Source organism: Rhodovastum atsumiense, assembly GCF_937425535.1.
Taxonomy (GTDB): domain Bacteria; phylum Pseudomonadota; class Alphaproteobacteria; order Acetobacterales; family Acetobacteraceae; genus Rhodovastum; species Rhodovastum atsumiense.
Genome location: NZ_OW485606.1, coordinates 35,925 through 57,584, shown reverse-complemented (window position 1 = coordinate 57,584; position 21,660 = coordinate 35,925). Strand labels below are relative to the sequence as shown.

The window sequence follows — 21,660 nt, the reverse complement described above, 5'->3', positions numbered from 1 at the left end:
GGGGGAGAAGGAGGCGTTGCCTCCTCCTCCCCACGCGCCACAGCATCCATCAGGGCGCGTATTCCCTCCGGGCCGGCTACGCCAGCCACGGTAGGAAGCCTTTGCCTTCCAGCGGCGCTAGCTCCTCGTTCACCGCTTCGAGGTAGCGGCGCACGACGGGCCGGTAGACGCCGGGGATGGGCGGGTTCTTGTTGCCCTCCGGCACGATGCCGTCCCGGGCCTCGTGGAACAGGAACCGGCGGCTCTCGATCCACAGGGCAAGATCCTGCGGGGCCAGCCGAGGCCACCACAGCTCGACCGCGCCTTCCTCAAGCGCCCGCTGATATGCCGGGGTGCGGCGAATCGTCTCGAACGATGCCGGGCTATCCGCGCGCCCCAGGTTCAGGATCAGCAGCGAGGCCGGCCATTTGACGCCGAGGCGCTGATGCTCGGCGAGCTGCGCCACGTCATCGACCGCGGGCGTGAGCACATAGGCCCCGATCAGCGACACCGCGCCCTGGCGGAGCTGATCCGGCAGCGTCGGGCCGCTGGCGATCAGCTCGCCGAAAGCGATAGCGTCGGCCCCCAGGTCGAAATACCCGCCCAGGAACTTCCCCTTGCCCCGTGCGGAGGGCAGCGCCCCGAACACCTTCCGCTGCCACTCGACCACCTGGGCAATGTTCCGGCCCGGGGGCTGCATAACCTGGGCGAAAAATTCGACCAGCAGCCGCGCCCCGGGATCGGAGGCGAGGAGGATGGTCCGGTCCAGCGACTCCGGGGCCGATTCGAGCTGCTTGCCGCCCAGGGTCCGGGCGATCGTCGTCTTGCCGCTGTCCCCCGAGCCGATGAGCGCCCAGACGGGCGCGGTGCCCGACAGGTCAGGGATTGGCTTCGTGCGCTGGGTGCGCTTGGGGCCGGCGTCGGTGGGGAGGCTCGCGGTCGCCGGGACCACTACCTCGTCCATCTCCTCTGCCAGCAGATCGGCCAGCGACTTCCCCTCGTCCTTTTCGGCATCCGGGGGGTTCTCCTTCACCACGTTCAGCTTTGGCGCTTGCGCCATACCAGTTCCCTTTCAGATCAGACTTTTCGGCCGCCTGCGAATTGCAGCACGTCCGTTTCGTCCTCCTCCTCCGCGGCGGCGGCCGCGGGAGGAGGAGCAGTTTTCCGCCGCGTCTTGGCCACCGGTGCCGCGGCGGCGGCAGCCGGCGCCTCTGGCGCTGGCGTCTCTTTTGCGACCGGGCGCGCCCTCGCGGGCGCCCCATCCCCTGCCAGCCGGGCCTTGTCGCGGCGGACCTGCCACCACGCCTTGCGGACCCGCTCGCCGGTAGGAGGCTTTCCGTCGCCGTCCGCGATCTGCGCCGCGGTTTCTCCCGGATGCAGCGCGCGCAACGCGGCCGCAACCCCGTCCCAATACGGGCGCCGTGGCGGGTTCAGCCCTGGCGCCAACTCTTCGTAGTGGTCCCACAGATGCTCGTAGAGCGGCGAATGGCCTCCCCGCTTCTCGGGAGGCCGCTGACGAGCCGCTTCGAGGATCGCGTCCACTACCAAGGCACCTCTCTTCCGTCCGGTCATCGTCCCGCCTCTGTCCAGGCATGCGGGGGGACCATGCCGCGATTCGAGAGTCGAATCATCCCCCAATCCGGGCAAACTGTCCAGCATACATCCGGCTTCTATCCGTAGGTGTATCCGTCAAAAATCCGGTAAGTGTCCGGCCTTTGTCCTGGTCCGTAGGATGGAATGGTGGTAGTCAGATCGAGGCGCCGTTTCCAAACGACGCAGCGGGGAACAGCAGAAAAGGAGTTCGACGTGCCGAGGGACGTTCACAAACTCGCCGCCGCCGCAGTCTTGCAGGGCCAGGAATCCGAGGATGCCGCGATGCTGGCGCATTGCAGGGAGCAGGCAATGCGCCCGACGCCGGAGGCCGGCAGCTTCGCCACCGCCTTCGCCCTTCTCCGCCTGACGGACATGGCGCGCCGGCTGATTGTCTCGGATCTGCGCGACGAGGCAGCGGAGGCCGGCCGATGAGCGAGCCAGCCGCCGAGACGTTCGGCTTCCGCCGCCTGACCATGACGGCCACGGTACCGACCCGGGCGCACCCCAAGGATGCCGGGCTCGACCTGTGCGCCGACCTCTACAAGCGCGACGGGGCGGAGAGGGTGGCCGGTGGCATCCTGTGCCTGACCGTCCCACCGGGGCAGCGCCGGCGCATCCCGACCGGGCTCGCCATCACCCCGCCGGAGGGGACCTTTGCCCATCTGCTGGACAAGTCGGGCCTCGCCGATCGCTACGGCATCACCATCCTGGGCGGCGTCTGCGACGAGGGATACACCGGCGAGTATCAGGTGATCGTCCTCAACACCGGGAACGAGCCCTGGCACGTCATCCACGGTGTGAAGCTGTGCCAGATCGTGTTCCAGCGCATCTCCTACGCGGTCGGCGAGGAGCGGGAGCTGCCGCAGACCGCCCGTGGCGCCAAGGGGTTCGGCAGCACGGGGGCGATGGGATGACGGCAGTCCTCCTGGCGCCTCCGCGTCAGGCCCCACCGCCGGATGAGAAGGGCGTCATTGGCTGATCTGTGGCGGGGAGAGCGGCCCGAAGGCGCGCCCGATGGATCCGACCTGGGCGTCCCGTTCTTCTTCAAGCAGACCGGATCCCGCCGCGAGGCGTGGCCGGGCGTGACCGGGAAGGGCGATAACCCGGCCGAGTGGCCGGACGAGCTGCGCGTCCAGCAATTCCCGGGGGCGCCGTCGAAAACGCCGGGCCGGGTGCGGAGCGTGAGCCAAGACGGGGCCGGCCCAGGCGTCGGCCTGAACCGGCAGAGCCGCCGCAAGGGCGGCCCAATCTGGGACTTCTTGTCGCGCCCCTACCGGTTCGCCGGCTCGGATCGACAGGCCAGCGGGGCTGGGGACTCTGTGGGCGGCTGGCTCGCGGCGCTTCAGGAGCCGGGTGCGAGTTGGCGCGGCGCGACCGGAGGCCGTGAAGGGTGCAGGATCATCCCGCCGTCCCCTACTTCTATCTTGGCGTCCGGATAAACCGCCAAAGCGAGTTGCACGTTGGCCAGGAACAGCCGCCGGAAATCAACCATTCGGCCGATGCCAAGCCCGAATTGCGCCTTCAAAGCCTTCCAGCTCACGGGCTGCGGCTTCGATAGGGCGTGGAGCCTGTAAGCCAGCCACGCATACACATCCAGGCCCTGGCTATTATTCGACAGGGCCTTCACAGCAGCCTCTTCTATCGGAACGGGATGTTTTTGGAGTTGTTGAAAGAACCCATCTGACAGTCTGGCATTCTCAGCAAGCAATTTGCCAGATCCGTCCATAGATGGCTCAAACATAGCCGCTTCAATAATGTTCTGATTTAATAGCCCGACTTTGCCCCCGCGACGCATATGGAACGTCAGCCGGCAATAGGCGATGCGTTCAGACTGTTCGCGGACCGCCTTCACTACGCCGCCGCCCCACGGAATCCCCATCCGCTCAAGCCAGTCCCGCATGCTTGAGCCGAGCCGCACTTCCGGGCTCTGCGTGCGGAGTGCTTCTGACTGAAGGTAGAATAAAATCATCCTTGCGCGCGCGCCGAATGGGACTCCGACATTAACAGGCTTCCCGTTAAGGCCGGGGCGTGCGCCCGATTCGACAATTAGGCTGATGTTTTCAGCGTCTACTTGCCAATCCTGGCCGTCTGGAAGGCGCTTGTGAGGCAACGCTGCTTGGCACCAGCCCGAGAAAAGAAAGCCGATACCGGTATCTTCATTGCCTAAATACTCGGTTGCAGCCTCGATTACCTCTCGGCGCACGTCGAGATTTAGCGTGCCTTGCTTGCCCTTGGCGACGAGAAGATCGTGGATGGTTCCCATGCCGCGAGCATGCCACATCTGCGGCGGCTCGGAAGTGGGACTTCTTGTCACACCCCCCTGGCGGGGAGAGTGGCGGGGAGAGGTGTCCACAGGCGGGGGTGGGACTTCTTGTCACACGAGCTATTAGCAAGATATTTGATTCTTATATTAGCTTGTGTGACAAGAAGTCCCGGGATAACTCATGTAACCCATTGATATCATTTGGGGCGCTCTGAGGGGGGTGTGACAAGAAGTCCCACTTGCTGTGACAAGAAGTCCCACCCCGCCTGTGGATAAGTTCTCCGCCGGCCGATGCAGCCCCCCCCGCCCGGCATGAAGCCGCAGGGCGGGAAATTGGTTCAGTTCCTTGTTGGCCAGTGTGACAAGAAGTCCCAGGCCGTGCGATGAACGTCGGCGCCTGGAACATCCAGAGTTGAGCATCCCCAGCCGTTCAGGCCGGCGCCCACGGAGTCTCCAGTGGCATCGCCAGCCAGCCACGCACCCGCGAGGCGCGAGAGACGGGCCAGGAAGGCAGGAGCGGATACTGCCACGGCGCCCGTACGCCGGCATAAACCGGGACTCGCCGGACAGGGAGTCGTCCGCGGTGCCGGCGGATACTCAGGCGGCCCTGACCCCGGAGATGAAGCTGCCGACCTGACCAGCGAGCCGCTCAGCGCCCCTGGACAGGCTGTCCGCCACTTCCAGCACCTGCTGCGAGGCCTGCCCGGTCTCCTCGGCCGCGCGGCTGACGCCGCCGATATTGCGGGTCACCTCACCGGTGCCGGTGGCGGCGTGCTGGACGCTGCGGGCGATCTCGGCGGTGGCCGAGCCCTGCTCCTTCACCGCGACGGCGATTGTGCCGGTGATGCTGTTGACCTGATCGATGGTGCGCACGATGCTGCCGATCGCGCCGACCGCGTCCTGCGTCGCCGCCTGGATGCGCGCGATCTGCGCGCCGATCTCGCCGGTGGCGCGCGCGGTCTGGCTGGCGAGATTCTTGACCTCGCCCGCCACCACGGCGAAGCCCTTTCCGGCGTCGCCCGCCCGCGCCGCCTCGATCGTCGCGTTCAGCGCCAGCAGGTTAGTCTGCCCGGCGATGCTGGTGATCAGCCCGACCACGTCGCCGATCTTCTGCGCCGCTTCCGCCAGTGCCCGCACGGTCGCGTTAGTGCGCTGCGCCTCCTCCACCGCCTGATGGGCGACGGTGGTGGATTGTTCGACCTGCCGGGTGATCTCGCCGATCGAGGCGGAGAGTTCCTCGGTGGCCGAGGCGACGGTCTGGACGCTGCTGGAGGCGTCCTGCGCGGCGGTGGCAACGGCGCTCGCCTGGGTGCTAGTCTGGTCTGCCGTGCGGGTCATTTGCCCCGCGGTCGCGGTCATCTGGGTGGCGGAGGAGGCAAGGTGCTGCACCAGCTCGGCCACCTGCCGCTCGAAGTCCTGCACCAGCGCGTCGACCTGCGCCGCACGCCGCTCCTGTGCCGCCCGCGCCGTAGCCTGCTCGGCGGTGAGGCGGTCGGCGGTGAGCATATTGTCCTTGAACACCTGCAGGGCGGCCGCCATCGCTCCGATCTCGTCGCCGCGCCCGGTGCCGACGATCTCGGTGGTCAGGTCGTGCCCGGCGAGCCGGCGCATCGCCGCTGTCATGGTCAGGATCGGGGTGGAAATGCCGCGCACCATCAGCCAGCCATTGAGCAGGCAAAGCCCGCTCATTAGGCCGAGCACGACGAAGATCCAGGTCTGCGCTGATTCGCCAAGGGCGGCGCCGCGCTCGCCGCTGATGCGGGCCTGCTCGGAGTTGTACTCGATCAGGGCATCCAGGCGTGCCTGCAGGTCATTGTTGAACCTCTCGCGCATCTCGCTGCGGTAGAAGCTCGTCGCCTGCACGTGCTCGTTCGCCTGGACAAGGGCTTGGAACCGGTCGTTCAGGGCAAAATACGCAGTGACCGCCTGGGTGAACATCTCCCCCATCTGCTGCTCCCGGCCCGGATTCATCAGAGGGCGGTATGCCAGCAGAGCCTGCTCGATCTGCTCGCGCAAGTCGCGCAGTATTCTGGCGTCCTCCGCCTTGGCCGCACCCTCTGGGGCGAGGAGATAGGCCGCCTGGAATGCCCGGAAGCGTGTCACGAGATAATCGAGGCGACCGAGCGCCTGGATGCTGGGAAGCTGGTCGTCGCGCATCTCGGCCGCCGCGACATTGACCGCCGCCAGCCGTTGCACCGCGAACAAGCCGAGGCCGATCGTGCAGGCGAGGACGATCGCGAAAGCCGTGACGACTTTGGATCGGATGCTGAGGTGATCGAGAATCTGGTTCATCGTGATGTGGCGCCGCTAGGGGGGATTGCACGGGGAGAGGATCTGGACAGCATGTCCGGATGCGAGTGATGACAGAATTCCCGCATAGATAGATATACTCTGAATGTTATACAACTTTTAATGATACAAAATTGCTTTTATATATGGCTCTTATCGGGTTTCGGGGTGATGGGTCGCCGATAGCCGTCAGCCTTGCTGCTCCGCCATGGGTACGCTCGCCAAGTTACTGATTTATTAAGGCAATTCGAGCCAAGATAAGCAGTCGCATTCCGACTCTGGCTCACCACCCCGGAACCCGATAAGAGCCTTATATATTTCAGATCTTATTTTTACCTGATTACATCCTTTCCTCAGCTGGCTTCTGAGCTTGATAAAGGTGCTGGGAATTTGGGATTCCGTGACGAAGGCGGTCAGGCGGCCATCGTTGATGGGCGTCGCTCCCTAGTCAGACGCTCTACGTCCTGGCAGCCGCACAGAAGCCCGCTGACGGCTTTTCTCCGGTCTGACGCGCCCCTCCGATCGACTTCCCAGCCTTCCAACCTCTGCTTCGTTCCCGATCCGCGCCACGAAGCGTGCTTTTCTGCCCGTTCTATGGCGGCACCGAGATCTGGCCTGATAACCTGCCCCTATGGCGTCACCCCGGTTCGGCGATCTCGTCGTAGCCCCAGCCGAGGAACTGGATTAGGCAGAAGCGTGGCCGAACGGATTGGCGAGCATTCTGCCCCACGCGGCGGTCCGGACAGCGGTCTCGACGCGGGCGCCGGCGGTAGGCACGCGGGCACAGGCCAGGAGATCGCCTCGGACGCGACGACGGCCTCGAAGGCCGGGTGCGCGAAGAAGAAGCCCTGCATGTAACGCACACCCGCCTCCCGCAGCGCCTCGACCTCGCCAATCCGCTCGACACCCTCGACAACGAGCTTGACCCCGAGTTGGCTGGTGAGCGTGACGAGGCTGGCGACGATGCCGAACCGCGTGCGGTCCTGGTCGCAATCCACGATGAGCTGACGGTCGAGCTTGATGATGTCGGGCTTCAGCTCGACGAGGCGGGCGAGACCGGAATACCCGGTCCCGAAATCGTCGAGTGCGACCTTGAAGCCGTGGCGGTGGTACTCTTCGAGGATGGCGCGCGTGTGCGCAGCATCGGCGATGCTCTCGTTTTCCGTAAACTCGAAAGTCAGGCGTCCGAGCGAGAAGCCGTTCGCGGCGGCGGCGGCGAGGGTGCGGCGGATGCAGGCGCGCGGCTCGTAGACGGCGTTGGGCAAGAAGTTGATGTTGAGCCGACCATCAAGGCCGAGCCGGGCCGCCATCTCGATCGCCTTGACGCGGCAGGCTTGATCGAAGGCATAGCGGTTCCCGTCGTCGATTTGCGCCAGGATCGATCCCGCGCTCTCGCCGGAGGGGCCGCGCACCAGAGCCTCGTGCCCATCGATGCGCATCTCTGCAAGATCGACGATGGGCTGGAAAGCCATTGTGAAGGGGAACAGCAGCACCTCGTCGCGACACCGCCCACAGTCCCACCGTTCGTCCGTCATGGTCGGCCTCGTTTACAACCTAAGATAGAATCGATTGCCTGCATAACACGTGCAAGTGCCCGCCTCGAAGCCTTTTCAATGGCGAGGGGGCGCGCCATAGAGCGGGCAGGATTGCACGGTTCACAGCCTGCACCTGGAATCGACGGATTGGTTGCGCCCCTGTCAGACGCGATAACACCGCGATCCCGCGGCCGTGCGGTAAGGGGTGGCGATTTATTTACATATGCTATTATATACGTATAATAACTTACATCTGGAAATTGGAGATTATTCGAAATGAACGCCGCCCGTGCCGTAAATAACACTCCAGACAGTGCTTACGATCTCGCCAGCACGTGCCCAAATGCTGAATACAAATATATCTCTGGAATGGAGGCAGAGTATAGTATTACTGGCTTTGACCCTTGTGGATTAGTCGATCAATACGGGCTTGGTGCATGGAGATATTACGTTCATTGTCGTGTTTTTAAGAAAATTTATCGGAGCATACATGCTGACCGCCGAAAATCGGTTGCAGCTATGCTGATGTGGCTAAATAGCGTCAAATGCCCAGGCCATCTGCCGATCCTGCCTCCATGATCCCCTGAGGCTGCGGCCGAGGCAGACAACACTGCCCCCGGATCGCGCCGCAGCCAAGGTGGACCGCACCCGGCCCACACCTTGGGCGGAAGCTTCAAGCTCATCGGATTGATCGAAAGCACGGCAATAGACACGGGGGTTTGTCGTCATCTCGCGTATCTCTTGATAGAAATCCCTTTATTAGCGTGCTCATGATTTGCAGATCAGGGAAGAAAAATAACAAAATATAAGTAGTACACGATGCACTCAGCCGCAAGTATGTCGAACCCTTCCTTTTTGTCTCAGGAAGCCGACCGTTTTCGGTCCCTTGCTAATGGTGCCAGGGACGCAGGGACTCGAAATTTGCTGCTTAAATTGGCTCAAGACTACGAAGACACGGCGCGGGAATGCCCGTCTTGCCCAACCTGGGCGGGCGGCTGCGAGCCGGGCTACTAAACCATCCCCGCGCGCTCGCCTGTCTCACGCAGTTGACTCGATAGCTACCGGTGACGCTAGCCTTGTGACATCTTTTTACACGTATGTTCAACTTGCGCCTGCCATGCTGCCAAGCATGTTCATGGGAGCCGAAGCCGAAGCTGCCGCCATCCGGGAAGCCTTTGAGCAGTCCGGCGAGTTGGCCGCCGCCGTTGAGATCCAGCGGCTGTTCCCCGATATTTCCGACATGGAGATCGCGCTGTGCTGCGCCCGCGCCATCGCGATCTGGTCGCTCCGGGCACTTCCGCCATCCGCGAAAGCAACCCGGGCGCGACGTGGAAAGGATCGATCCGGCAAATAATTGCCCGCGGTCCCGGAACGAGGCCTGCGACCAAGCGTAGGAGCGGAGCTGTCCGGAGTCCCTTCGCAGGACGGACGTCAGGGTTCCGGCAGCGCGGCCGGCGCGGTTCGCACCCTCGCCCGCGCCGGCCGCCTACTCGGCGACGTCCAGCGTGACCAGCGACGCCAGTGCCCGCTGCACTGGTGGCATGCCAGCCGCTCCCTGCCGCTCAAGGCGACGGCGATGTCAGCGAGCGAGGTGGTGTCGGATCCCTGGATCCCCGCGATCACGCCGATGGGGCAGAGCTGGGTGGCCACCGTCGTTTCCCTGGCACCGCCGGACCCGCTGACGGCGCTGGAGGACCAGGCTGCCAGCCTGGGCACCGGCACGCGGGGCGACCTGTTTGTCCGGAATAACCCGGACATTTGTCCGGAATAACCCGGACAGAATTACAGAAAATAACGATTAACAATGTTAAAGAATCTGTTAAAGATTCTTCCTACATTTGTACATTATCAACCTTAAATCCATAAGTATCGACATAGGAAATTAACCAAAAATAGAATACTGGAGTCGGAAATGCTTGATACAGCGACTGCGCTGATCATCGAACCCAACCCAGCCGTCGCATCTGCGCTCTGCACTGCTCTGAAATATGCTGGTATCCGCGAAATCATTGAAGCGCATGACATTGCCTCCGGCTTTGCCGGCCTGGAGCGCGTGCCCCGCGTCGATTGCGCTGTCATCGATCTCAGCTTTCCGCGCGAGCATGCCCTCGGCATGGCGCAGCGCGCCGCCGACCTGTCCATTCCGGCCGTGTTCACGACTGCCGATTACCGCAAGGTGGAGTGGTTTGCATTCGGGGACTCGCTGCCACTCTGCAAGCCGTTCCTCATTCGTGAATTGCTCGAATGCCTTGAGCTCGAGATTGAGCGGTCCAGGCGCCTGCAATTGGAAGCGGCGGCCAATCGGGAGCATTCCGAACGCGTTCGGTTGGATGCTGCTGCCGAGCGGGAGCGTGCCATCCGCCTTCGCCTGCTGAGCGCAGCCACCAGAGAACGCTACCAACGCATCCGAGAGGCTAGGGCTGAGAGACAACGGCACGAACATGAAGAGGAATTGCGCCGCCTAGGCATAACGCTTCCTCGCTCATTCCGCTCCTCCTGACGAAAGCGCTGGCAGAATCCGGCGCCGGTCACCCGACCAGCCGCGCCAGGATCCGCTGCACCGTTGCCGCGTGCCACCCACCCCGGCCGCTTGGCGTCGGGATCGACCGGGCCGCCAGCTCGGCGGCAATGTCGAACAGCAAGGTGGTGTTGGATCCCTGGATTTCCGCGATCACGGCGATGGGCAGAGCTGGGGTAAGTTGAACATACGTGTAAAAAGTGGTCACTAGGACACGGTCATCATATTTATCAATAGGTTGTGCAGCCAGCGCTAGGGTCGTCTGAGCTGATTAGACGCGATAACTGTTCTTATCGCGTAATAGGACTCCCGGCCACAATCGCCGGCAAGTTGCCGAAATCACGACAGAAAGCCCGGGCCTGGATAGGACGGTCGAGCGCGATTCCAGGCGATGCTGCTGCCGGTCATGCCGGGAACGCCTGCACTTCGAGGCGCCTTCCCAGCGCCCGCAGCGCGGTTTCCACGCTGCCGATGTGGCTGCGGTGCAGTGGGTCGCGCAGCCGTCGCACGGCCCTTTCGTCCAGGCCGATCTGGTGCCCCAGCTCGACGTTGGAGATGCCGGCGGCGAGCATCGCGCCGTGCAGCGCCAGCTTGGCAGCGACCAAGGACGGCACACCGACGACAGGACGCCCCTTGGCAGCAGGCGGGGCGGGGATCGGCTTGCCCGCCTCAACGAACGTGCTCAACGCCGTGACCAGCAAGTCTTCCGCCCGGGTCAGGGCCTCGCCCTCAGTCGCGCCCCAGGTCGAGCCCGGCAGGCGATCGAACGAGACGGCAATGCTGCCGTCATCGGATTCCAGTGTCGCTGGATAGGCGAAGCGCATCGGCCCGTCCTCCGGATCAGCTTTGCCGGCTCAGTATCGGACAAATTTGTCCGAACGCTCAACTCCCGCCACCATGCCCCATCCGCATCGGCTCGAACGGCGCCGCCTCGCCCGCGCTGGCGCAGCTCGACGGCGACGTGTCGTTCCCTTCGGGCGAGGAGGCGCGACGACATAGGCCGTGCGGCCGTTCTGGAAGGCGCAGAGGCCGGTATCGGGCGCGGAACGCGGAAACCGGGCACGGGCGCTTCCTGGGGCCTTCCTGGGCCGCCAGGACGGCCGCCGTGGCAGCGAAGGCCGCGGCCTCTGCCCCATCGTCATCGAGCCGTGAAGTTCAGCTCGCACGCGCGCGCGTCCCACCTCCTCTCCCTTCTTTCTTTCTTCCCTTCTTTTCTTCTTTTGTAGTTGGTCCCTCTTCGGTCCCTCTTCGGTCCTTCTTCGGTCCTGGCTTCGGTTCCGCTTTGGTCCTGCGTTGCTTCTGATTTGCCTACAAAGCATTGGAATGCATAGCAATTTGCCATGCGCGCTATGGTCCTGGCGTGGCGCGAGCAATGGTCCGAAATTGCCTCGATGGCACCGCCATCGACAGCGTGACGAATCGCGATGAATCGGGCGTCCGATCCGGCGTCGTCATGAACTCGGGCCTGAAGGCCCGAGCTTGTAGGTGCCCAAGATGAGGCTACGCGGCCCTACGTTCGGCAGCATGACGGCTGCCCCGCCGCGAGATGTTCACGGCGGCTGTGGTGTCGGCGGGGCCAGCGTGCCCGCATTGGATGCACCGGAAGGTGTCGCGATCTGGGCGGTTGCGCTTGTCTATCATCCCGCAGCACGGGCACTCACGGCTCGTGTTGCGCGGATCTACGCAGACAAGTGGCACGCCTTCCATCGCGGCCTTGTAGGTCAGGAAGGCCCGGAGTTGGTGGAAGCTCCAACTGTGGTGCGCGCGGCGCTGGGACCGTCTGACCGTTGTCCGCGCGCGGATGCCCTTGAGGTCTTCCAGGGCAATGCCGCGTCCGGTGTCTTTGGCCTTCCGCACGATGGCTTTGCTGATCCGGTGGTTCACGTCGCGGGCAAACCGCGACTCCTTGGCCCGGCGCCGCTTCAGCAGGCGCTTGGCCGACTTGGTTCCCTTCTTCTGAAGCTTGCGGCGGAGGCGTGCATGTCGGTTGCGCAGATTGGCGATGTGCGCGCCGCTGAACGTCTCCCCATCGTTGTCGGCGGCGATGTTCTTCCGGCCGAGATCGACGCCGAGGTATTCGGTCGGGTCGCCCGGCGGCACATCGCCAACGTCGATGGTCACATAGAGGAAGAACTGCCCGTCGCGGTAGATCAGGTCTGCCTGCCCGCGCACTCGATCAAGCCGGGCGTGCTGGTAGGCGCCGGCCACCCACGGCATGATCTCGCGCCCATCCACCGTCAGGACCGAAACCCGGTCCGATCCTTTCCACGACAGGATGCGCTCGTCATAGACAATGGCGCCGTGCGGCCGGAACGACGGTTGGATGGATTTGTCTCGCTTGTAGACCTCGACCACCTTGGCGATGGCGCGAACGGTCATCTGCGCGGACAGACCAAAGTCAGCGCGGATACCGTGGTAGGCGATCTTCTGAAGCTCAACCTTGTTGGCACATTTGTTGCTGAAGGCAATGGCAGCAAGCGTGTCGCAGGCAGCATTGAACTGCTCCATCGTCTTCAACAGAGACGCCGCCTGTTCGGCGGTAGGCAACAGCTTCACCTGCATCGTCAGCTTCATAAAAATCTATATAGGAATCGCTCAATGCAAAGTCAACACCGCATAGCCGACTTCGCCGGCTGCGCTATCCCTCCGCCGGCTAAAGCCGGCGGCATCTCGCGCAAGCCATGGTGAGAATCAGGCCCGGCCCGGCGTCGTGACGCCAGCATGGGGGCATGACCGCACGAGCCCCAATTGTCCTTTTTTTGAAGGCGTTACAGCCCGGCGAACGCTGGATAACGGTCCACAGCCACGGGCCGGACGCGCCCGGCCAGCCCGTGCTGATCCGGCAGGAGAGCGACGGCTCCGCAAGGGTGGTTGGGGGCGCCGGCGGGGCGTTGAACCATCTGCGCCTGACCGCTGTGCGCGACGAGGCCGAATACAAGCAGGAGGCGGCAAAGCGCGCGGAGCTGCACCGCGACGCCAGGAAGCGGCAGCAGGAGCGCGATCGGCGAGACGGCCTCGCTGACAGCAAGAAGCGGGCGCGGGAGGTATTGCAGGCCAGCCTGGGCGACCACCGGGCGAAATTCGTGGAGACGGTCGCGCAGGCCATGGGCTGGGACACCCGGTTCCCGGCCGAGAAATACCAGAACCTCAGCGACGCGGCCCTGCGGCGGGCGCAGCAGCGGCACGCCAACGGCCTGATGAAGCGGGCGCGCGAAGCTGTGGACATGCAGCAGCAGCGCCTTGTCGCCGACGCCGAGGCGCGGGGCGCTGCGGGCCTGGGCGAAGTCAAGCTCACCAGCTCGAAGCCGGACGAGATCACGGCGGAGGACTTGGCGCCGGTGGCGCCGCCGAACGGCCGGGGCCTGGGCTTCGACCCGGAATACGGCAAGCGCGCCGCCGCGGCGGGCCTGACCGCGGAGGAAAAGCGGCAGGAGGCCGAGGCCACCAAGCCGCAGGATCCGGAGCGGCAGGCGGCCGCGGCAGAGCGCAAGGTGACGGCGCAGAAGATCGCCGGCGAGCTGGCGACGGTCCGCGATCCGCTTCCCCAGGTGGACCCGAAGCGCGTCGTGGACGATCGCGCCGCCCTCGCCATGGTCAAGGCGCGGAAGGCGTTGCAGCAGGCCGAGCGCGCCGCCCGGGACGCGAACAAGCAGATCGACGTCGCCCGCACCACGGTCGAGCCGCGGGCCTTCGTCATCGAGACGCGGCAGGCGAGCGATGACGAGGCCCTGAAAGACCTCGAAAACGACCTGAAGACGGTCCGGACCCGGGCTTTCGTGTCGGAAGTCGGGAAGATGATCGGGGAGCGGGAGAGCGTCGGCGGGCACATTGCCGCCGGCGCCTTCAACAGCATCAACGCCCTGGCGCTCGCCGCCGGCGGTTCGGCCCTCCTCGATCGGTCAACGGTGGATGTGCTGGGCACGGACGGCGCCGCGCGCGTCCTGGCCCGGCGGCTGCAAGCCGACCTCTCCCCGCAGGAGATGGACGAGCTGCGGGGGGCAATGGAGCGGTACCACATCGACCACTACATGCGGGTGCAGGCGACCGATGGGGCGCTGCGGGACGCGCGGACGTGGCACGAGATGGCCCAGGAGATCGAGCTGGGCGCCGCGAGCACCGGGCATGACCTGATGGCCGCCCAGGAGCTGAACGCCCGCCGGCGGGAATACGTCGGGAAAGCCCAGCAGGTCTTGGGCGTGGCCCTGGGCGAGATGGAGGCGAACGCCGCGCTGGTGGCGGCCCTGGGCCGGAAGAAGCCGGAGGCCAGCCTGACGGTCAGCATGGGCAAGCTGGCGCCCGAGCAGGCGATCGCCCAGGCGCGCGCGATCGGGTTGCAGCGGGGCGAGTACCGGATCGAGCGCGTGGGGGCCTCGACCATGCTGACGGTCGAGGCGGCCGGCATGGATCGGCTGGCGAAGCCGGTCAGCCGGTCCGACCTCGCGCGCACCCGGGGCGCGCTGGACATCATCGAGGGGCGCAGGGACGAGGATGGATGGTTGCCGGAGGGCGTGGCGAAGCGCCTGGACCTGGGGCGTGACGACATGAAGCCGGGCGTGGCCCCCAGCCTCGCGCAGCCATTCCCCGACAAGCCGGCGGACGTGCGGCAAGCGGTGCGCGACTACATCGGCGCCAGGGCGGCGGACGGGGACACGCCGGCCGACATCCTCGCCGGCCTGCTGAACGAGGAGACGATCCAGCGCGCCGGCGACCGTGACGCCTATTTCCGCGCGGTCGAGGAGGTGGCCCCGTCGAAGGATGCCGAGGGCAAGCAGATCCGGGCCGAGGCCCACGCGGACCGCTTCGCGGAGCTGGCGGACGACTACACCTCGCGGGGGCTGGGCGGGAAGCTGCCGCCCCTGCACCGGCAGAAGTTCGCCGAGGACGATGCCGCGGCCGATGCGCTGCACCGGGCGCTGGCGGCGCACCCCGAAGGCGTGGCGGCATTCAAGCCGGTGGGGGACCTGACGCCGCAGGAGCAGGGCATGCTCCGCGGCGTGTTCGCTGCCGAGTTCGCCAAGTCGGCCGGGCCGGAGGCGCAGGCCAAGCAGCAGCGGCTTGCCGAGCTGGGCACCAACGAGCCGGAGCGCGAGGTTGAGGACATGTTCGGGCGGGGCGAGAACCCGCTCTGGCGCGAATGGAAGGCCGAGCGCGACGGGCTCGCCGAGGAGCTGAACCGCGACACCATGACCTGGGGGAAATACCTCGCGGTCATGGGCAGTCCGGCGGCCGGCTATGCCGCCATGCAGGACGTGGTCCGGTCGAAGGTGGTCGGGCGCTTCGCCGAGGAGCTGAATCGGCTCCGCCCGGCCGAGGCCGTGAAGGTGGGCAAGACCACCATCCGCGGGGACATCGACCACCTGGGCGCCCTCAATCCGGAGGAGCGCGAGCGCCGGGAAACCGAGCGGAAGAAGCTCGCCGGCGCCATGCAGGCGCGCGTCGGGGGCAAATTCGCGTCGGACGACGTGAAGGGGAAGATCCTGCGGGAGCGCGAGGCCCAGGCAGCCATCGCGCAGAGCCAGATGGGCCTGTTCGGGTTCGAGGAGCCGGCGCCGAAGGCGGAGGAGGGCGAGGCCGGGCCGCTCCTGCCGGAGCTGCGCCAGGGCGAGCGGCTGACGATCGGGCATCAGGCCGAGCAGCAGTTGCAGCGCATGATGGGGCGGATCGGCGCGAACTTCCGCCCCGGCACCGCGCCGGTGAACCTGTGGCGGCCCGACATGAGCGGGAAATTCGTCGGCCGGCAGCGGGCGGTGAAGCTGATCGAGCACTCGAAAAGAGTGGCTCTTGGACTAGGGGTTGGGTCAGGCAAGACGAGTATCGCGCTATCGGCTTTTACGCACCTCAAGGCGAAGGGGAAGGCCAAGCGGGGCCTGTTCATCGTCCCCTCGATCGCCCAGGGGCAGTTCCACGGCGAGGCCCTGAACGTGCTTGAGCCGGGGCGCTACCGCTGGCACGCGGAGCCGGGTGCGAGCCGGGAGGAGCGCATCGCAGCCTACAAAGACCCGAGCATCGACTTCAACGTGGTCACGCACGCCGCCTTCAGGGATGACATGCTGCACCTCGCGGCCGCGCGCGAAGGCAGCACGCCGGACATCGTTGCCGAGAAGCTGGACGGCATGACGCCGGAGGGGCGTGCCGCCTACATGCGCGACCTGCTGGCCGCCGAGGGCATCGACCACGACTATCTGGCCGTGGACGAGGGGCACCAGCTCTTGAACCGCGAGGGCAAAGAAAACTCGCGGATGGCAAACGTCATAGACGGTATCTCAGACTCTCGAAGCTATTACGTAAATCTCACCGCGGATAGCGTGAAGAACGACGCTTCCGAGGCGTTCGACGTGCTCGCGAAGATGGACCGCGCTCGCTACTCAGATCGGGATGCCTTCATGCGGCGCTACGGTGCGAACACGCCGGCGGCGCGCGAGGAGCTTCGCCGGGAGCTGGCCCGGCACCTCTACGCCGGGCACATCAAGCCGGAGGTGCAGGTCCGGAAGCAGGACGTGAAGGTGGCGCTGGGCGAGCGCGACCGGGCGCAGCTCGCCGCGATCGACAAGGCCGCGGCGGCGGCGCGCATCGCCCGCATGAAGGGCGAGGTGGATCTGCCCGCGCTCCGGACCCTGGCGCCCGGGGCGTTCGAGGACGTGCCCGAGGCCCAGCACGAGGACGTGGCGCGGGAGCTGAATCAGTCCATCGGCATCCTGCGCGCCACTGCGGCCCGGCACGCGATCGACGGAAGCGCCAAGGTGGACAAGCTGTCCGAGCTGGCGCGGGAGCGGGCAGGGAAGCCGGGCGTGGTGTTCGCTCACAGCCTCGCCCGCGTGAAGGAGATCGCGGAACGCCTGACACGCGAGGGGCACCGGGTTGTCACCCTGACCGGCACGGACACCAGCAAGGAGAAGGACGCCAAGAAGCAGGCTTTCCAGAGCGGCAAGGCGGACATCATCATCTGTTCGGACGCCGGCGCGGTCGGGGCGAATCTGCAACGCGGGCAATGGCTGGCGCAGTTCGACACGCCGCAGACAGCGATGGTCCATAACCAGCGGCAGGGCCGGATCAACCGCATCGGCCAGAAGAACGATATCGAGCTGCTGGACCTGATCGCCGACCATCCGGAGGAGGAGAAGGCCCGCAAGCGGCTGGCGGACAAATACGAGCTGCGGGCGATCATGTCCGATCCCCTGGAAGGATTGGACGATCGGGGAATCGCCGGATTTCTAAACCGGGCGCGGGCAGGGAAGCAGGAGGAAGCGGCGCCGCTGTTCGAGGCCACGCCGGACGAAGAAGCCCCTCCGGCGCCGGAGCCGGAGGAGCAGCACTCGCTGTTTTAGCCGGAGATCAGGCTGCGAGCGTCGAGCCCATACCCCCAGCGCAGGAAGGCCGAGCCATCACCCCAGGCGACGCGCACTCCCCAGGCTGCGCCCTCCGGCGAGCTGCGGTCCCAATCGGCGAAGATGCGGGCCGCCGACGAGGCCACGCCAGGAGGCAAGGCGAGCATGTCCTTCGAGGTGTCGAAGCCGTTGATGAGCGTCACGGCACGGGGCAGCGTCGCGAACACATCGGCGCCGGCCGTGCCGCGGGCAGTCCCCGTCGCGTCCGGTGTGATGCGGCCAGGAGCTGGGGCAGGGACAGGCGCCGGCGGCGGCGCGGTGCCGGCCCGCACGGCGTTCTTGGCCGGGTCGAAGCGGCTGCCCCAGCGCAGGAACGCCGATCCGCCGTCCCAGGTCACGCGCATCCCCCACGACGCCCCTTCGGGCGAGGCGAAGTCCCAATCGGCATAGGCGCGCACCGTGGTCGGGTTGACCGGCACGGCGAGCACGTCCCGGGCCGGGTCGAACCCGTTGATGAGCGTCAGCTTGCCAGTGGCCACGAACACGTCGGCGCCGGCCGTGCCGCGCGCCGTGCCGGTGGCATCCGGCACGATGCCGCCCGTCGCCGGGGGAGGCGTTGGAGGTGGGGCAGGGACCGAGGCAAGCGGCGTGTAGCTCACATCGTAAAGCGTGATGCTGGTGTTCGGGTTGTTGTTGAGCGCCCCGATGGTGACGTTCACTCCGCCGTTCGCGGCATCCGCCCCGATGCGGGTGGTGACGCTGCCCATGTCCTTTCCATCGACCGAATAGCTGACGCGTCCGGGCGCCCAGGTCAGGACGAACGTGTGGACCGCGTTCGGGTCGATCCCATCGTAGAACGTGGATTGGAACCCGTTGCCGCCGTCGTCCTTGCGCCAATGCACTGTGCCGTAGAGGCGCGAGGAGCCGTCCGCGGCCGTCTCTGCCATATCCAGCTCGCCGCCCGGCCACACGTCATCCGCTGGCCACAGGACGATCGCCGCGCCCGGTTCCCCGTTGCTCGTGATCTTCGCCGTGACCGTGTAGGTGCCGTAGCCGTGGCCCGTCGAGCGACCGAGGGGCCATTCCATCACTCCGGAATCGCCCCGGAGCGTGATCTGCCCAGGCACCGACGAGTCTATGGTTCCCCAGGTGTGGTTGAGCTGCCCCACGCCAGTCGAGAACGTCTCGAACATGCCGCCACCATTTGTTTTGATGGACGCATGTTCACGTCACGACTGCTCGTGAATGCTGAATCGCTTTCTCTATCTTGTGGATTATGAAAATGCCTGACGAGCCGCCGCCCGACGCACCGGACGCCGACGAGAAAGTCCTGATCCTGGCCTATCTCGACCTGTGCAGGCGCATTGGCCTGCGACCGCTGCCTTGGTGGCGAGAGAGCAGGCACCCGGCGGACGATATGGAGTCGTGACGTGACCGTGAGGGGATGGAATGCTTTCCCCTCGCCAAGACACGCAGCCGCCGGCGCGCGCCGCGCCAGCGTCGCGTCCGGTCCTGCCCCCATCTGGCCTATGTCGCTTCGCTGCCGTGCGCAGTGCCGTGGTGCCGGTCCTGCGACATCACCGTGCATCACCTCACGCATGCGGAGCCCAAGGCCCGGGGGCTGAAGGCATCGGATGCCGCGACTGTTCCCCTCTGCGTCGAACACCATCTTGGCCGGACTGGCGTCCACCACCGCGGAGACGAGCGGGCATGGTGGGAGAGCATCGGCGTGGACGCCATCGCCCTGGCCGCCCGCCTGTGGGCCGCCAGCGTGGCCGCGGGGCGGGTGCGCTTCAATGCCTGACAGCAGCACGTCAAGCCCATGCAGGGGTCACCACACGATTTGTACAAAACTGCCCGCTAACCCGGCGCGGCCCGGTTTGCTCAGGCCCAGGATTGCTCCAAGCACCGTCCAAATCTTCGTTCTGCATTGGCGTTGTCTGGCTGACATCCGACGCTCTGTCCTCGAAAAGCCAGCACGCCGGAGCCAATGAAGGCAGGAGGCCGTTAGTAATTAGCCGAACTCTCGCTTTAGGGGGCAATCGCCTTCATCTGTTCTGCTTCCTTACGCAGATTGCCCAGCCATTCCCATTCAACATCCCCCGGTCGCTTCGCCTCCCATTTCCACCAGCCGTTCAAAGCTGCCTTCGTGTCGATAATAGTTCTGGCGGCTGCAGTTGGGCTATTCTGCGGTTTACCATTAAGTATCCAAAGGCCATCGACAATCTCCGCACGATGTTCACGCCCCTGATGATTAAGCCTCAGTTCCGTTCCGTGCGGCAGACTGATTTTATCATAATTCCAAGGCAGGAGAGGTTTTGGATCTATCGGCTGCTGTTTGGGTGGCAGCCCCAATTTTTTCCGGAGCACGTCATTGAATGTCATTTCCTCGGTTTCGCGGAGGGCGAATAGCGCCTTCTCGACGTCGAAATCAATCTGAATTGTTGCCATCATCAATTTCCTCGGTTACGTCATCGAAAGATGTTAGACGCGAAATTGAATTCAAGCAAGCAAGAAAGATTCCCGGACGTGCCGGGAGCAAGGCGTTGGAAATCGTGTGGTGGCCCCATCATGCACGAGGGGTTGCGGGCTCGGCCCAGCCGGGCATTGCCTGAGCTGCGGGCGGACCTTGGGCGAGATCGCAGAGTGGTCGGCTGCCAGCGAGCCGCGCCGCCGCGAGATTGCCGATGCGGCGGCGGCGCGGGCGGGCGCGGTCAGAGCGGCCGGAGGCGAATGCTATAGCTCTCCTGCGGCAGCTCAAGCCAGCACTGCCAGCGCCGGGCTACCGCGCCGTCAGGCCCAAGGATCTCCATCACATAGGCCGGCCGGGTTTCCGCCGCGGCCTCCGGCGTAGCCGGCGCATCGCCACGGACGATGCTGGCGCTGCGCTCTGCGGCTGCCTGATCCTGTTCCCCGCTCATTGTCCCTCCACCTCGGCAGCGGCGCGCTCGGCATATTCGGCACGGGCGCTGCGCCAGCCGCGGTGGAAATTCCGGACGGCGGCGGCGCGCGCGTGGTCCGGCGCTTCGCTGGCGATCCGGGCTGCCGCCACTGAGAGCACCAGCGTCGCCAGCGCGTGCGGCAGGCGCAGCGCAAGATGCTCAAGCTCCGTCGCGATCTCGTTCAGCTCCTCGCCCGCGTCGCTCATTCGGCCGCCGCCTGGGCTGGCGCCCCGGAATCGCGTTCGAGCGCCCGCGCCTGCCTCGGCGTGGCGATGCGGAAGCGGGGATGCTCTTTGCCATCCGGCGTCAGCACTTCCAGCTCGTGGATCTTGAATAGCCCCCCGAGCGTCCAGTCGCAGCCGCGGATCCGCCGGCGCGCGCGGGCCTTCGTGCTCCTGTCGCTGCTGCTGGGCCAGGGGCCGGCATCCGTCAGCCGCCCCTCGCACGCGAAGCCGATCATGTCCTCCGCCCACTCCGGCGTGGCGCCAGCTCGCACCAGCGACGCTATGCTCTGGGGCGTGCCGCACATCGGGCACACCAATGCGAAGTGGTTGGAGTTGGACACGCCTTGCGCCTTCAGGCGGGCGAGGAACACTTCGACGGTCATCTGTTCGGGCATGCTGGCCTCACCCTCCCTACGCGTGCCCTGATCGCTCGCTCTCCGGCCCCGGCATCGGATCGCGCCACGTCGGCCGCACGCCGGAGATTTCTTCGATGTGCGCCGCGACGGCGCCCTTCATGATTTCCGTGAAGGCGAGCTTGCGCGCTTGGCTGGCGGTCACGATTGCCATCCGGATCGAGCCGAGCAGGATGGCCCCGTCCATCGTGTTTGGCCTCGCATAGTAGGCGTTCCAGAACTCGCCTTCGACACGGAGGGCGAGGCGCCCGATCTGCTGCTGTGCGTTTGCCGTCATTTGCTTTCTTTCTTCCGCCAAACCTGACCAGTTCCGGCGCAGTCTGGGCAAGAGCCGGGCCGGTTGTAGAGCGCGGCCAGCTCCTCGTCGTATTCCTTCCACGGGTCGAAGCACAGCGGCCCTGCCGGATCCTCGCCGTCCCCCTGGCACATCGCGCATCGTTCGAGGCGCCAGGGGCCTTTCTTGTGCTCGCGCATGCCGCCCGCTCTATGCCCGCCGCGGAAATCCGCTGAAATCTGCGGTAACATGCGGAAATCTGCGGCAATCCGCGAAACCGCGGCTGAAACCGCGCGCCCCGGCGA

Annotated in this window: 25 protein-coding genes and 1 pseudogene; 11 read left to right on the top strand and 15 right to left on the bottom strand. The window is 65.5% G+C overall.

What is annotated here, in order from left to right:
- Nucleotides 1-76 precede the first annotated feature (76 nt).
- A complete protein-coding gene (locus NBY65_RS32705; protein ID WP_150041391.1) occupies nt 77-1,039 on the bottom strand; it encodes a hypothetical protein in 963 nt (320 codons plus the stop codon).
- Between the two features lie 17 nt (nt 1,040-1,056).
- Complete coding sequence (locus NBY65_RS32700) at nt 1,057-1,521, bottom strand: hypothetical protein (RefSeq protein WP_150041392.1); 465 nt, start codon at nt 1,519-1,521, stop codon at nt 1,057-1,059.
- A 264-nt stretch (nt 1,522-1,785) separates the two neighbouring features.
- On the opposite strand from NBY65_RS32700, the gene NBY65_RS32695 reads away from it, so the two are divergent.
- The 3 genes from NBY65_RS32695 (at nt 1,786) to NBY65_RS34240 (ending at nt 2,658) form a co-directional block, all read left to right on the top strand.
- A complete protein-coding gene (locus tag NBY65_RS32695; protein ID WP_150041393.1) occupies nt 1,786-2,004 on the top strand; it encodes a hypothetical protein in 219 nt (72 codons plus the stop codon).
- Entirely contained in the window at nt 2,001-2,486 is a 486-nt protein-coding gene (locus tag NBY65_RS32690) for a dUTP diphosphatase (RefSeq protein WP_150041394.1), read from the top strand. The genes NBY65_RS32695 and NBY65_RS32690 overlap by 4 nt, the downstream gene beginning before the upstream one ends.
- Nucleotides 2,487-2,547: 61 nt before the next feature.
- Nucleotides 2,548-2,658: a hypothetical protein gene (locus tag NBY65_RS34240; protein WP_150041439.1), complete on the top strand. Its 111-nt coding sequence runs from the start codon at nt 2,548-2,550 to the stop codon at nt 2,656-2,658.
- A gap of 256 nt (nt 2,659-2,914) precedes the next feature.
- Here the strand turns inward: NBY65_RS34240 and NBY65_RS32685 are convergent, their stop codons facing one another.
- From NBY65_RS32685 to NBY65_RS32675, 3 genes are all read right to left on the bottom strand, one after another.
- Nucleotides 2,915-3,835, bottom strand: a complete 921-nt coding sequence (locus NBY65_RS32685) for a replication protein RepA (protein ID WP_150041395.1) — start codon at nt 3,833-3,835, stop codon at nt 2,915-2,917.
- Between the two features lie 597 nt (nt 3,836-4,432).
- Complete coding sequence (locus NBY65_RS32680; RefSeq protein ID WP_150041396.1) at nt 4,433-6,127, bottom strand: methyl-accepting chemotaxis protein; 1,695 nt, start codon at nt 6,125-6,127, stop codon at nt 4,433-4,435.
- 626 nt (nt 6,128-6,753) lie between these two features.
- Complete coding sequence (locus NBY65_RS32675; protein WP_203330511.1) at nt 6,754-7,659, bottom strand: EAL domain-containing protein; 906 nt, start codon at nt 7,657-7,659, stop codon at nt 6,754-6,756.
- Between the two features lie 276 nt (nt 7,660-7,935).
- Here NBY65_RS32675 and NBY65_RS32670 point away from each other — a divergent pair, with 276 nt between their 5' ends.
- From NBY65_RS32670 to NBY65_RS32655, 4 genes are all read left to right on the top strand, one after another.
- Nucleotides 7,936-8,238 carry a hypothetical protein gene (locus tag NBY65_RS32670; RefSeq protein ID WP_150041397.1) on the top strand — a complete coding sequence of 101 codons (303 nt, stop codon included), beginning with the start codon at nt 7,936-7,938 and terminating at the stop codon, nt 8,236-8,238.
- Nucleotides 8,239-8,788: 550 nt separating this feature from the next.
- Nucleotides 8,789-9,013 (top strand): hypothetical protein, encoded by a 225-nt coding sequence (locus NBY65_RS32665; protein WP_150041398.1) that lies wholly within the window; start codon nt 8,789-8,791, stop codon nt 9,011-9,013.
- A gap of 222 nt (nt 9,014-9,235) precedes the next feature.
- Nucleotides 9,236-9,430 (top strand): hypothetical protein, encoded by a 195-nt coding sequence (locus NBY65_RS32660; protein WP_150041399.1) that lies wholly within the window; start codon nt 9,236-9,238, stop codon nt 9,428-9,430.
- 141 nt (nt 9,431-9,571) lie between these two features.
- Entirely contained in the window at nt 9,572-10,159 is a 588-nt protein-coding gene (locus tag NBY65_RS32655; RefSeq protein WP_150041400.1) for a response regulator transcription factor, read from the top strand.
- Nucleotides 10,160-10,187: 28 nt separating this feature from the next.
- Here the strand turns inward: NBY65_RS32655 and NBY65_RS32650 are convergent, their stop codons facing one another.
- The 3 genes from NBY65_RS32650 to NBY65_RS32640 form a co-directional block, all read right to left on the bottom strand.
- Nucleotides 10,188-10,334, bottom strand: a complete 147-nt coding sequence (locus NBY65_RS32650) for a hypothetical protein (protein WP_162530585.1) — start codon at nt 10,332-10,334, stop codon at nt 10,188-10,190.
- Nucleotides 10,335-10,581: 247 nt separating this feature from the next.
- Nucleotides 10,582-11,001 (bottom strand): type II toxin-antitoxin system HicB family antitoxin, encoded by a 420-nt coding sequence (locus tag NBY65_RS32645; RefSeq protein WP_150041401.1) that lies wholly within the window; start codon nt 10,999-11,001, stop codon nt 10,582-10,584.
- A gap of 676 nt (nt 11,002-11,677) precedes the next feature.
- On the bottom strand, nt 11,678-12,739 hold the full coding sequence (locus tag NBY65_RS32640; protein ID WP_203330512.1) for an RNA-guided endonuclease InsQ/TnpB family protein: 1,062 nt from the start codon (nt 12,737-12,739) through the stop codon (nt 11,678-11,680).
- 167 nt (nt 12,740-12,906) lie between these two features.
- Here NBY65_RS32640 and NBY65_RS32635 point away from each other — a divergent pair, with 167 nt between their 5' ends.
- Nucleotides 12,907-17,502, top strand: coding sequence for a helicase-related protein (locus NBY65_RS32635; RefSeq protein WP_250266054.1), 4,596 nt, complete (start codon nt 12,907-12,909; stop codon nt 17,500-17,502).
- Here NBY65_RS32635 and NBY65_RS32630 read toward each other — a convergent pair.
- Entirely contained in the window at nt 17,499-18,590 is a 1,092-nt protein-coding gene (locus tag NBY65_RS32630; RefSeq protein WP_239002821.1) for a family 16 glycosylhydrolase, read from the bottom strand. The genes NBY65_RS32635 and NBY65_RS32630 overlap by 4 nt on opposite strands.
- 194 nt (nt 18,591-18,784) lie before the next feature.
- On the opposite strand from NBY65_RS32630, the gene NBY65_RS32625 reads away from it, so the two are divergent.
- Both NBY65_RS32625 and NBY65_RS32620 read left to right on the top strand, forming a co-directional pair.
- Nucleotides 18,785-18,931, top strand: a complete 147-nt coding sequence (locus NBY65_RS32625; protein ID WP_162530587.1) for a hypothetical protein — start codon at nt 18,785-18,787, stop codon at nt 18,929-18,931.
- A gap of 15 nt (nt 18,932-18,946) precedes the next feature.
- A complete protein-coding gene (locus NBY65_RS32620) occupies nt 18,947-19,306 on the top strand; it encodes a DUF968 domain-containing protein (RefSeq protein WP_150041405.1) in 360 nt (119 codons plus the stop codon).
- A gap of 227 nt (nt 19,307-19,533) precedes the next feature.
- Here NBY65_RS32620 and NBY65_RS32615 read toward each other — a convergent pair whose 3' ends face one another.
- Nucleotides 19,534-19,953 (bottom strand): hypothetical protein, encoded by a 420-nt coding sequence (locus NBY65_RS32615; RefSeq protein WP_150041406.1) that lies wholly within the window; start codon nt 19,951-19,953, stop codon nt 19,534-19,536.
- A 106-nt stretch (nt 19,954-20,059) separates the two neighbouring features.
- Here NBY65_RS32615 and NBY65_RS33985 point away from each other — a divergent pair.
- Nucleotides 20,060-20,194, top strand: a pseudogene (locus tag NBY65_RS33985) (DUF1289 domain-containing protein); the annotation flags it as partial.
- Between the two features lie 22 nt (nt 20,195-20,216).
- Here NBY65_RS33985 and NBY65_RS32605 read toward each other — a convergent pair.
- Genes NBY65_RS32605 through NBY65_RS32585 form a run of 5 tightly spaced genes read right to left on the bottom strand, consistent with a single transcriptional unit; the run spans nt 20,217 to nt 21,606 of the window.
- Complete coding sequence (locus NBY65_RS32605; protein ID WP_239002820.1) at nt 20,217-20,423, bottom strand: hypothetical protein; 207 nt, start codon at nt 20,421-20,423, stop codon at nt 20,217-20,219.
- The gene (locus tag NBY65_RS32600) at nt 20,420-20,650 is read right to left on the bottom strand and encodes a hypothetical protein (protein WP_150041408.1); all 231 of its coding nucleotides are present in this window, start codon (nt 20,648-20,650) and stop codon (nt 20,420-20,422) included. The genes NBY65_RS32605 and NBY65_RS32600 overlap by 4 nt, the downstream gene beginning before the upstream one ends.
- Nucleotides 20,647-21,063, bottom strand: a complete 417-nt coding sequence (locus NBY65_RS32595) for a VVA0879 family protein (RefSeq protein WP_150041409.1) — start codon at nt 21,061-21,063, stop codon at nt 20,647-20,649. The genes NBY65_RS32600 and NBY65_RS32595 overlap by 4 nt, the downstream gene beginning before the upstream one ends.
- A 16-nt stretch (nt 21,064-21,079) precedes the next feature.
- The gene (locus NBY65_RS32590; RefSeq protein ID WP_150041410.1) at nt 21,080-21,358 is read right to left on the bottom strand and encodes a hypothetical protein; all 279 of its coding nucleotides are present in this window, start codon (nt 21,356-21,358) and stop codon (nt 21,080-21,082) included.
- Nucleotides 21,355-21,606: a hypothetical protein gene (locus NBY65_RS32585; protein ID WP_150041411.1), complete on the bottom strand. Its 252-nt coding sequence runs from the start codon at nt 21,604-21,606 to the stop codon at nt 21,355-21,357. Before NBY65_RS32585 ends, NBY65_RS32590 begins: the two co-directional genes overlap by 4 nt.
- Between the last annotated feature and the right edge of the window lie 54 nt (nt 21,607-21,660).

What these genes read in the sequence shown, in the direction of transcription:
- NBY65_RS32705 (WP_150041391.1), bottom strand. Translation starts at nt 1,039, where the DNA reads ATGGCGCAAGCGCCAAAGCTGAACGTGGTGAAGGAGAACCCCCCGGAT.
- NBY65_RS32690 (WP_150041394.1), top strand. Translation starts at nt 2,001, where the DNA reads ATGAGCGAGCCAGCCGCCGAGACGTTCGGCTTCCGCCGCCTGACCATG.
- NBY65_RS32685 (WP_150041395.1), bottom strand. Translation starts at nt 3,835, where the DNA reads ATGGGAACCATCCACGATCTTCTCGTCGCCAAGGGCAAGCAAGGCACG.
- NBY65_RS32680 (WP_150041396.1), bottom strand. Translation starts at nt 6,127, where the DNA reads ATGAACCAGATTCTCGATCACCTCAGCATCCGATCCAAAGTCGTCACG.
- NBY65_RS32675 (WP_203330511.1), bottom strand. Translation starts at nt 7,659, where the DNA reads ATGACGGACGAACGGTGGGACTGTGGGCGGTGTCGCGACGAGGTGCTG.
- NBY65_RS32670 (WP_150041397.1), top strand. Translation starts at nt 7,936, where the DNA reads ATGAACGCCGCCCGTGCCGTAAATAACACTCCAGACAGTGCTTACGAT.
- NBY65_RS32665 (WP_150041398.1), top strand. Translation starts at nt 8,789, where the DNA reads ATGTTCATGGGAGCCGAAGCCGAAGCTGCCGCCATCCGGGAAGCCTTT.
- NBY65_RS32660 (WP_150041399.1), top strand. Translation starts at nt 9,236, where the DNA reads ATGTCAGCGAGCGAGGTGGTGTCGGATCCCTGGATCCCCGCGATCACG.
- NBY65_RS32655 (WP_150041400.1), top strand. Translation starts at nt 9,572, where the DNA reads ATGCTTGATACAGCGACTGCGCTGATCATCGAACCCAACCCAGCCGTC.
- NBY65_RS32645 (WP_150041401.1), bottom strand. Translation starts at nt 11,001, where the DNA reads ATGCGCTTCGCCTATCCAGCGACACTGGAATCCGATGACGGCAGCATT.
- NBY65_RS32640 (WP_203330512.1), bottom strand. Translation starts at nt 12,739, where the DNA reads ATGCAGGTGAAGCTGTTGCCTACCGCCGAACAGGCGGCGTCTCTGTTG.
- NBY65_RS32635 (WP_250266054.1), top strand. Translation starts at nt 12,907, where the DNA reads ATGACCGCACGAGCCCCAATTGTCCTTTTTTTGAAGGCGTTACAGCCC.
- NBY65_RS32630 (WP_239002821.1), bottom strand. Translation starts at nt 18,590, where the DNA reads ATGGAATGGCCCCTCGGTCGCTCGACGGGCCACGGCTACGGCACCTAC.
- NBY65_RS32625 (WP_162530587.1), top strand. Translation starts at nt 18,785, where the DNA reads ATGCCTGACGAGCCGCCGCCCGACGCACCGGACGCCGACGAGAAAGTC.
- NBY65_RS32620 (WP_150041405.1), top strand. Translation starts at nt 18,947, where the DNA reads ATGGAATGCTTTCCCCTCGCCAAGACACGCAGCCGCCGGCGCGCGCCG.
- NBY65_RS32615 (WP_150041406.1), bottom strand. Translation starts at nt 19,953, where the DNA reads ATGGCAACAATTCAGATTGATTTCGACGTCGAGAAGGCGCTATTCGCC.
- NBY65_RS32605 (WP_239002820.1), bottom strand. Translation starts at nt 20,423, where the DNA reads ATGAGCGGGGAACAGGATCAGGCAGCCGCAGAGCGCAGCGCCAGCATC.
- NBY65_RS32600 (WP_150041408.1), bottom strand. Translation starts at nt 20,650, where the DNA reads ATGAGCGACGCGGGCGAGGAGCTGAACGAGATCGCGACGGAGCTTGAG.
- NBY65_RS32595 (WP_150041409.1), bottom strand. Translation starts at nt 21,063, where the DNA reads ATGCCCGAACAGATGACCGTCGAAGTGTTCCTCGCCCGCCTGAAGGCG.
- NBY65_RS32590 (WP_150041410.1), bottom strand. Translation starts at nt 21,358, where the DNA reads ATGACGGCAAACGCACAGCAGCAGATCGGGCGCCTCGCCCTCCGTGTC.
- NBY65_RS32585 (WP_150041411.1), bottom strand. Translation starts at nt 21,606, where the DNA reads ATGTTACCGCAGATTTCAGCGGATTTCCGCGGCGGGCATAGAGCGGGC.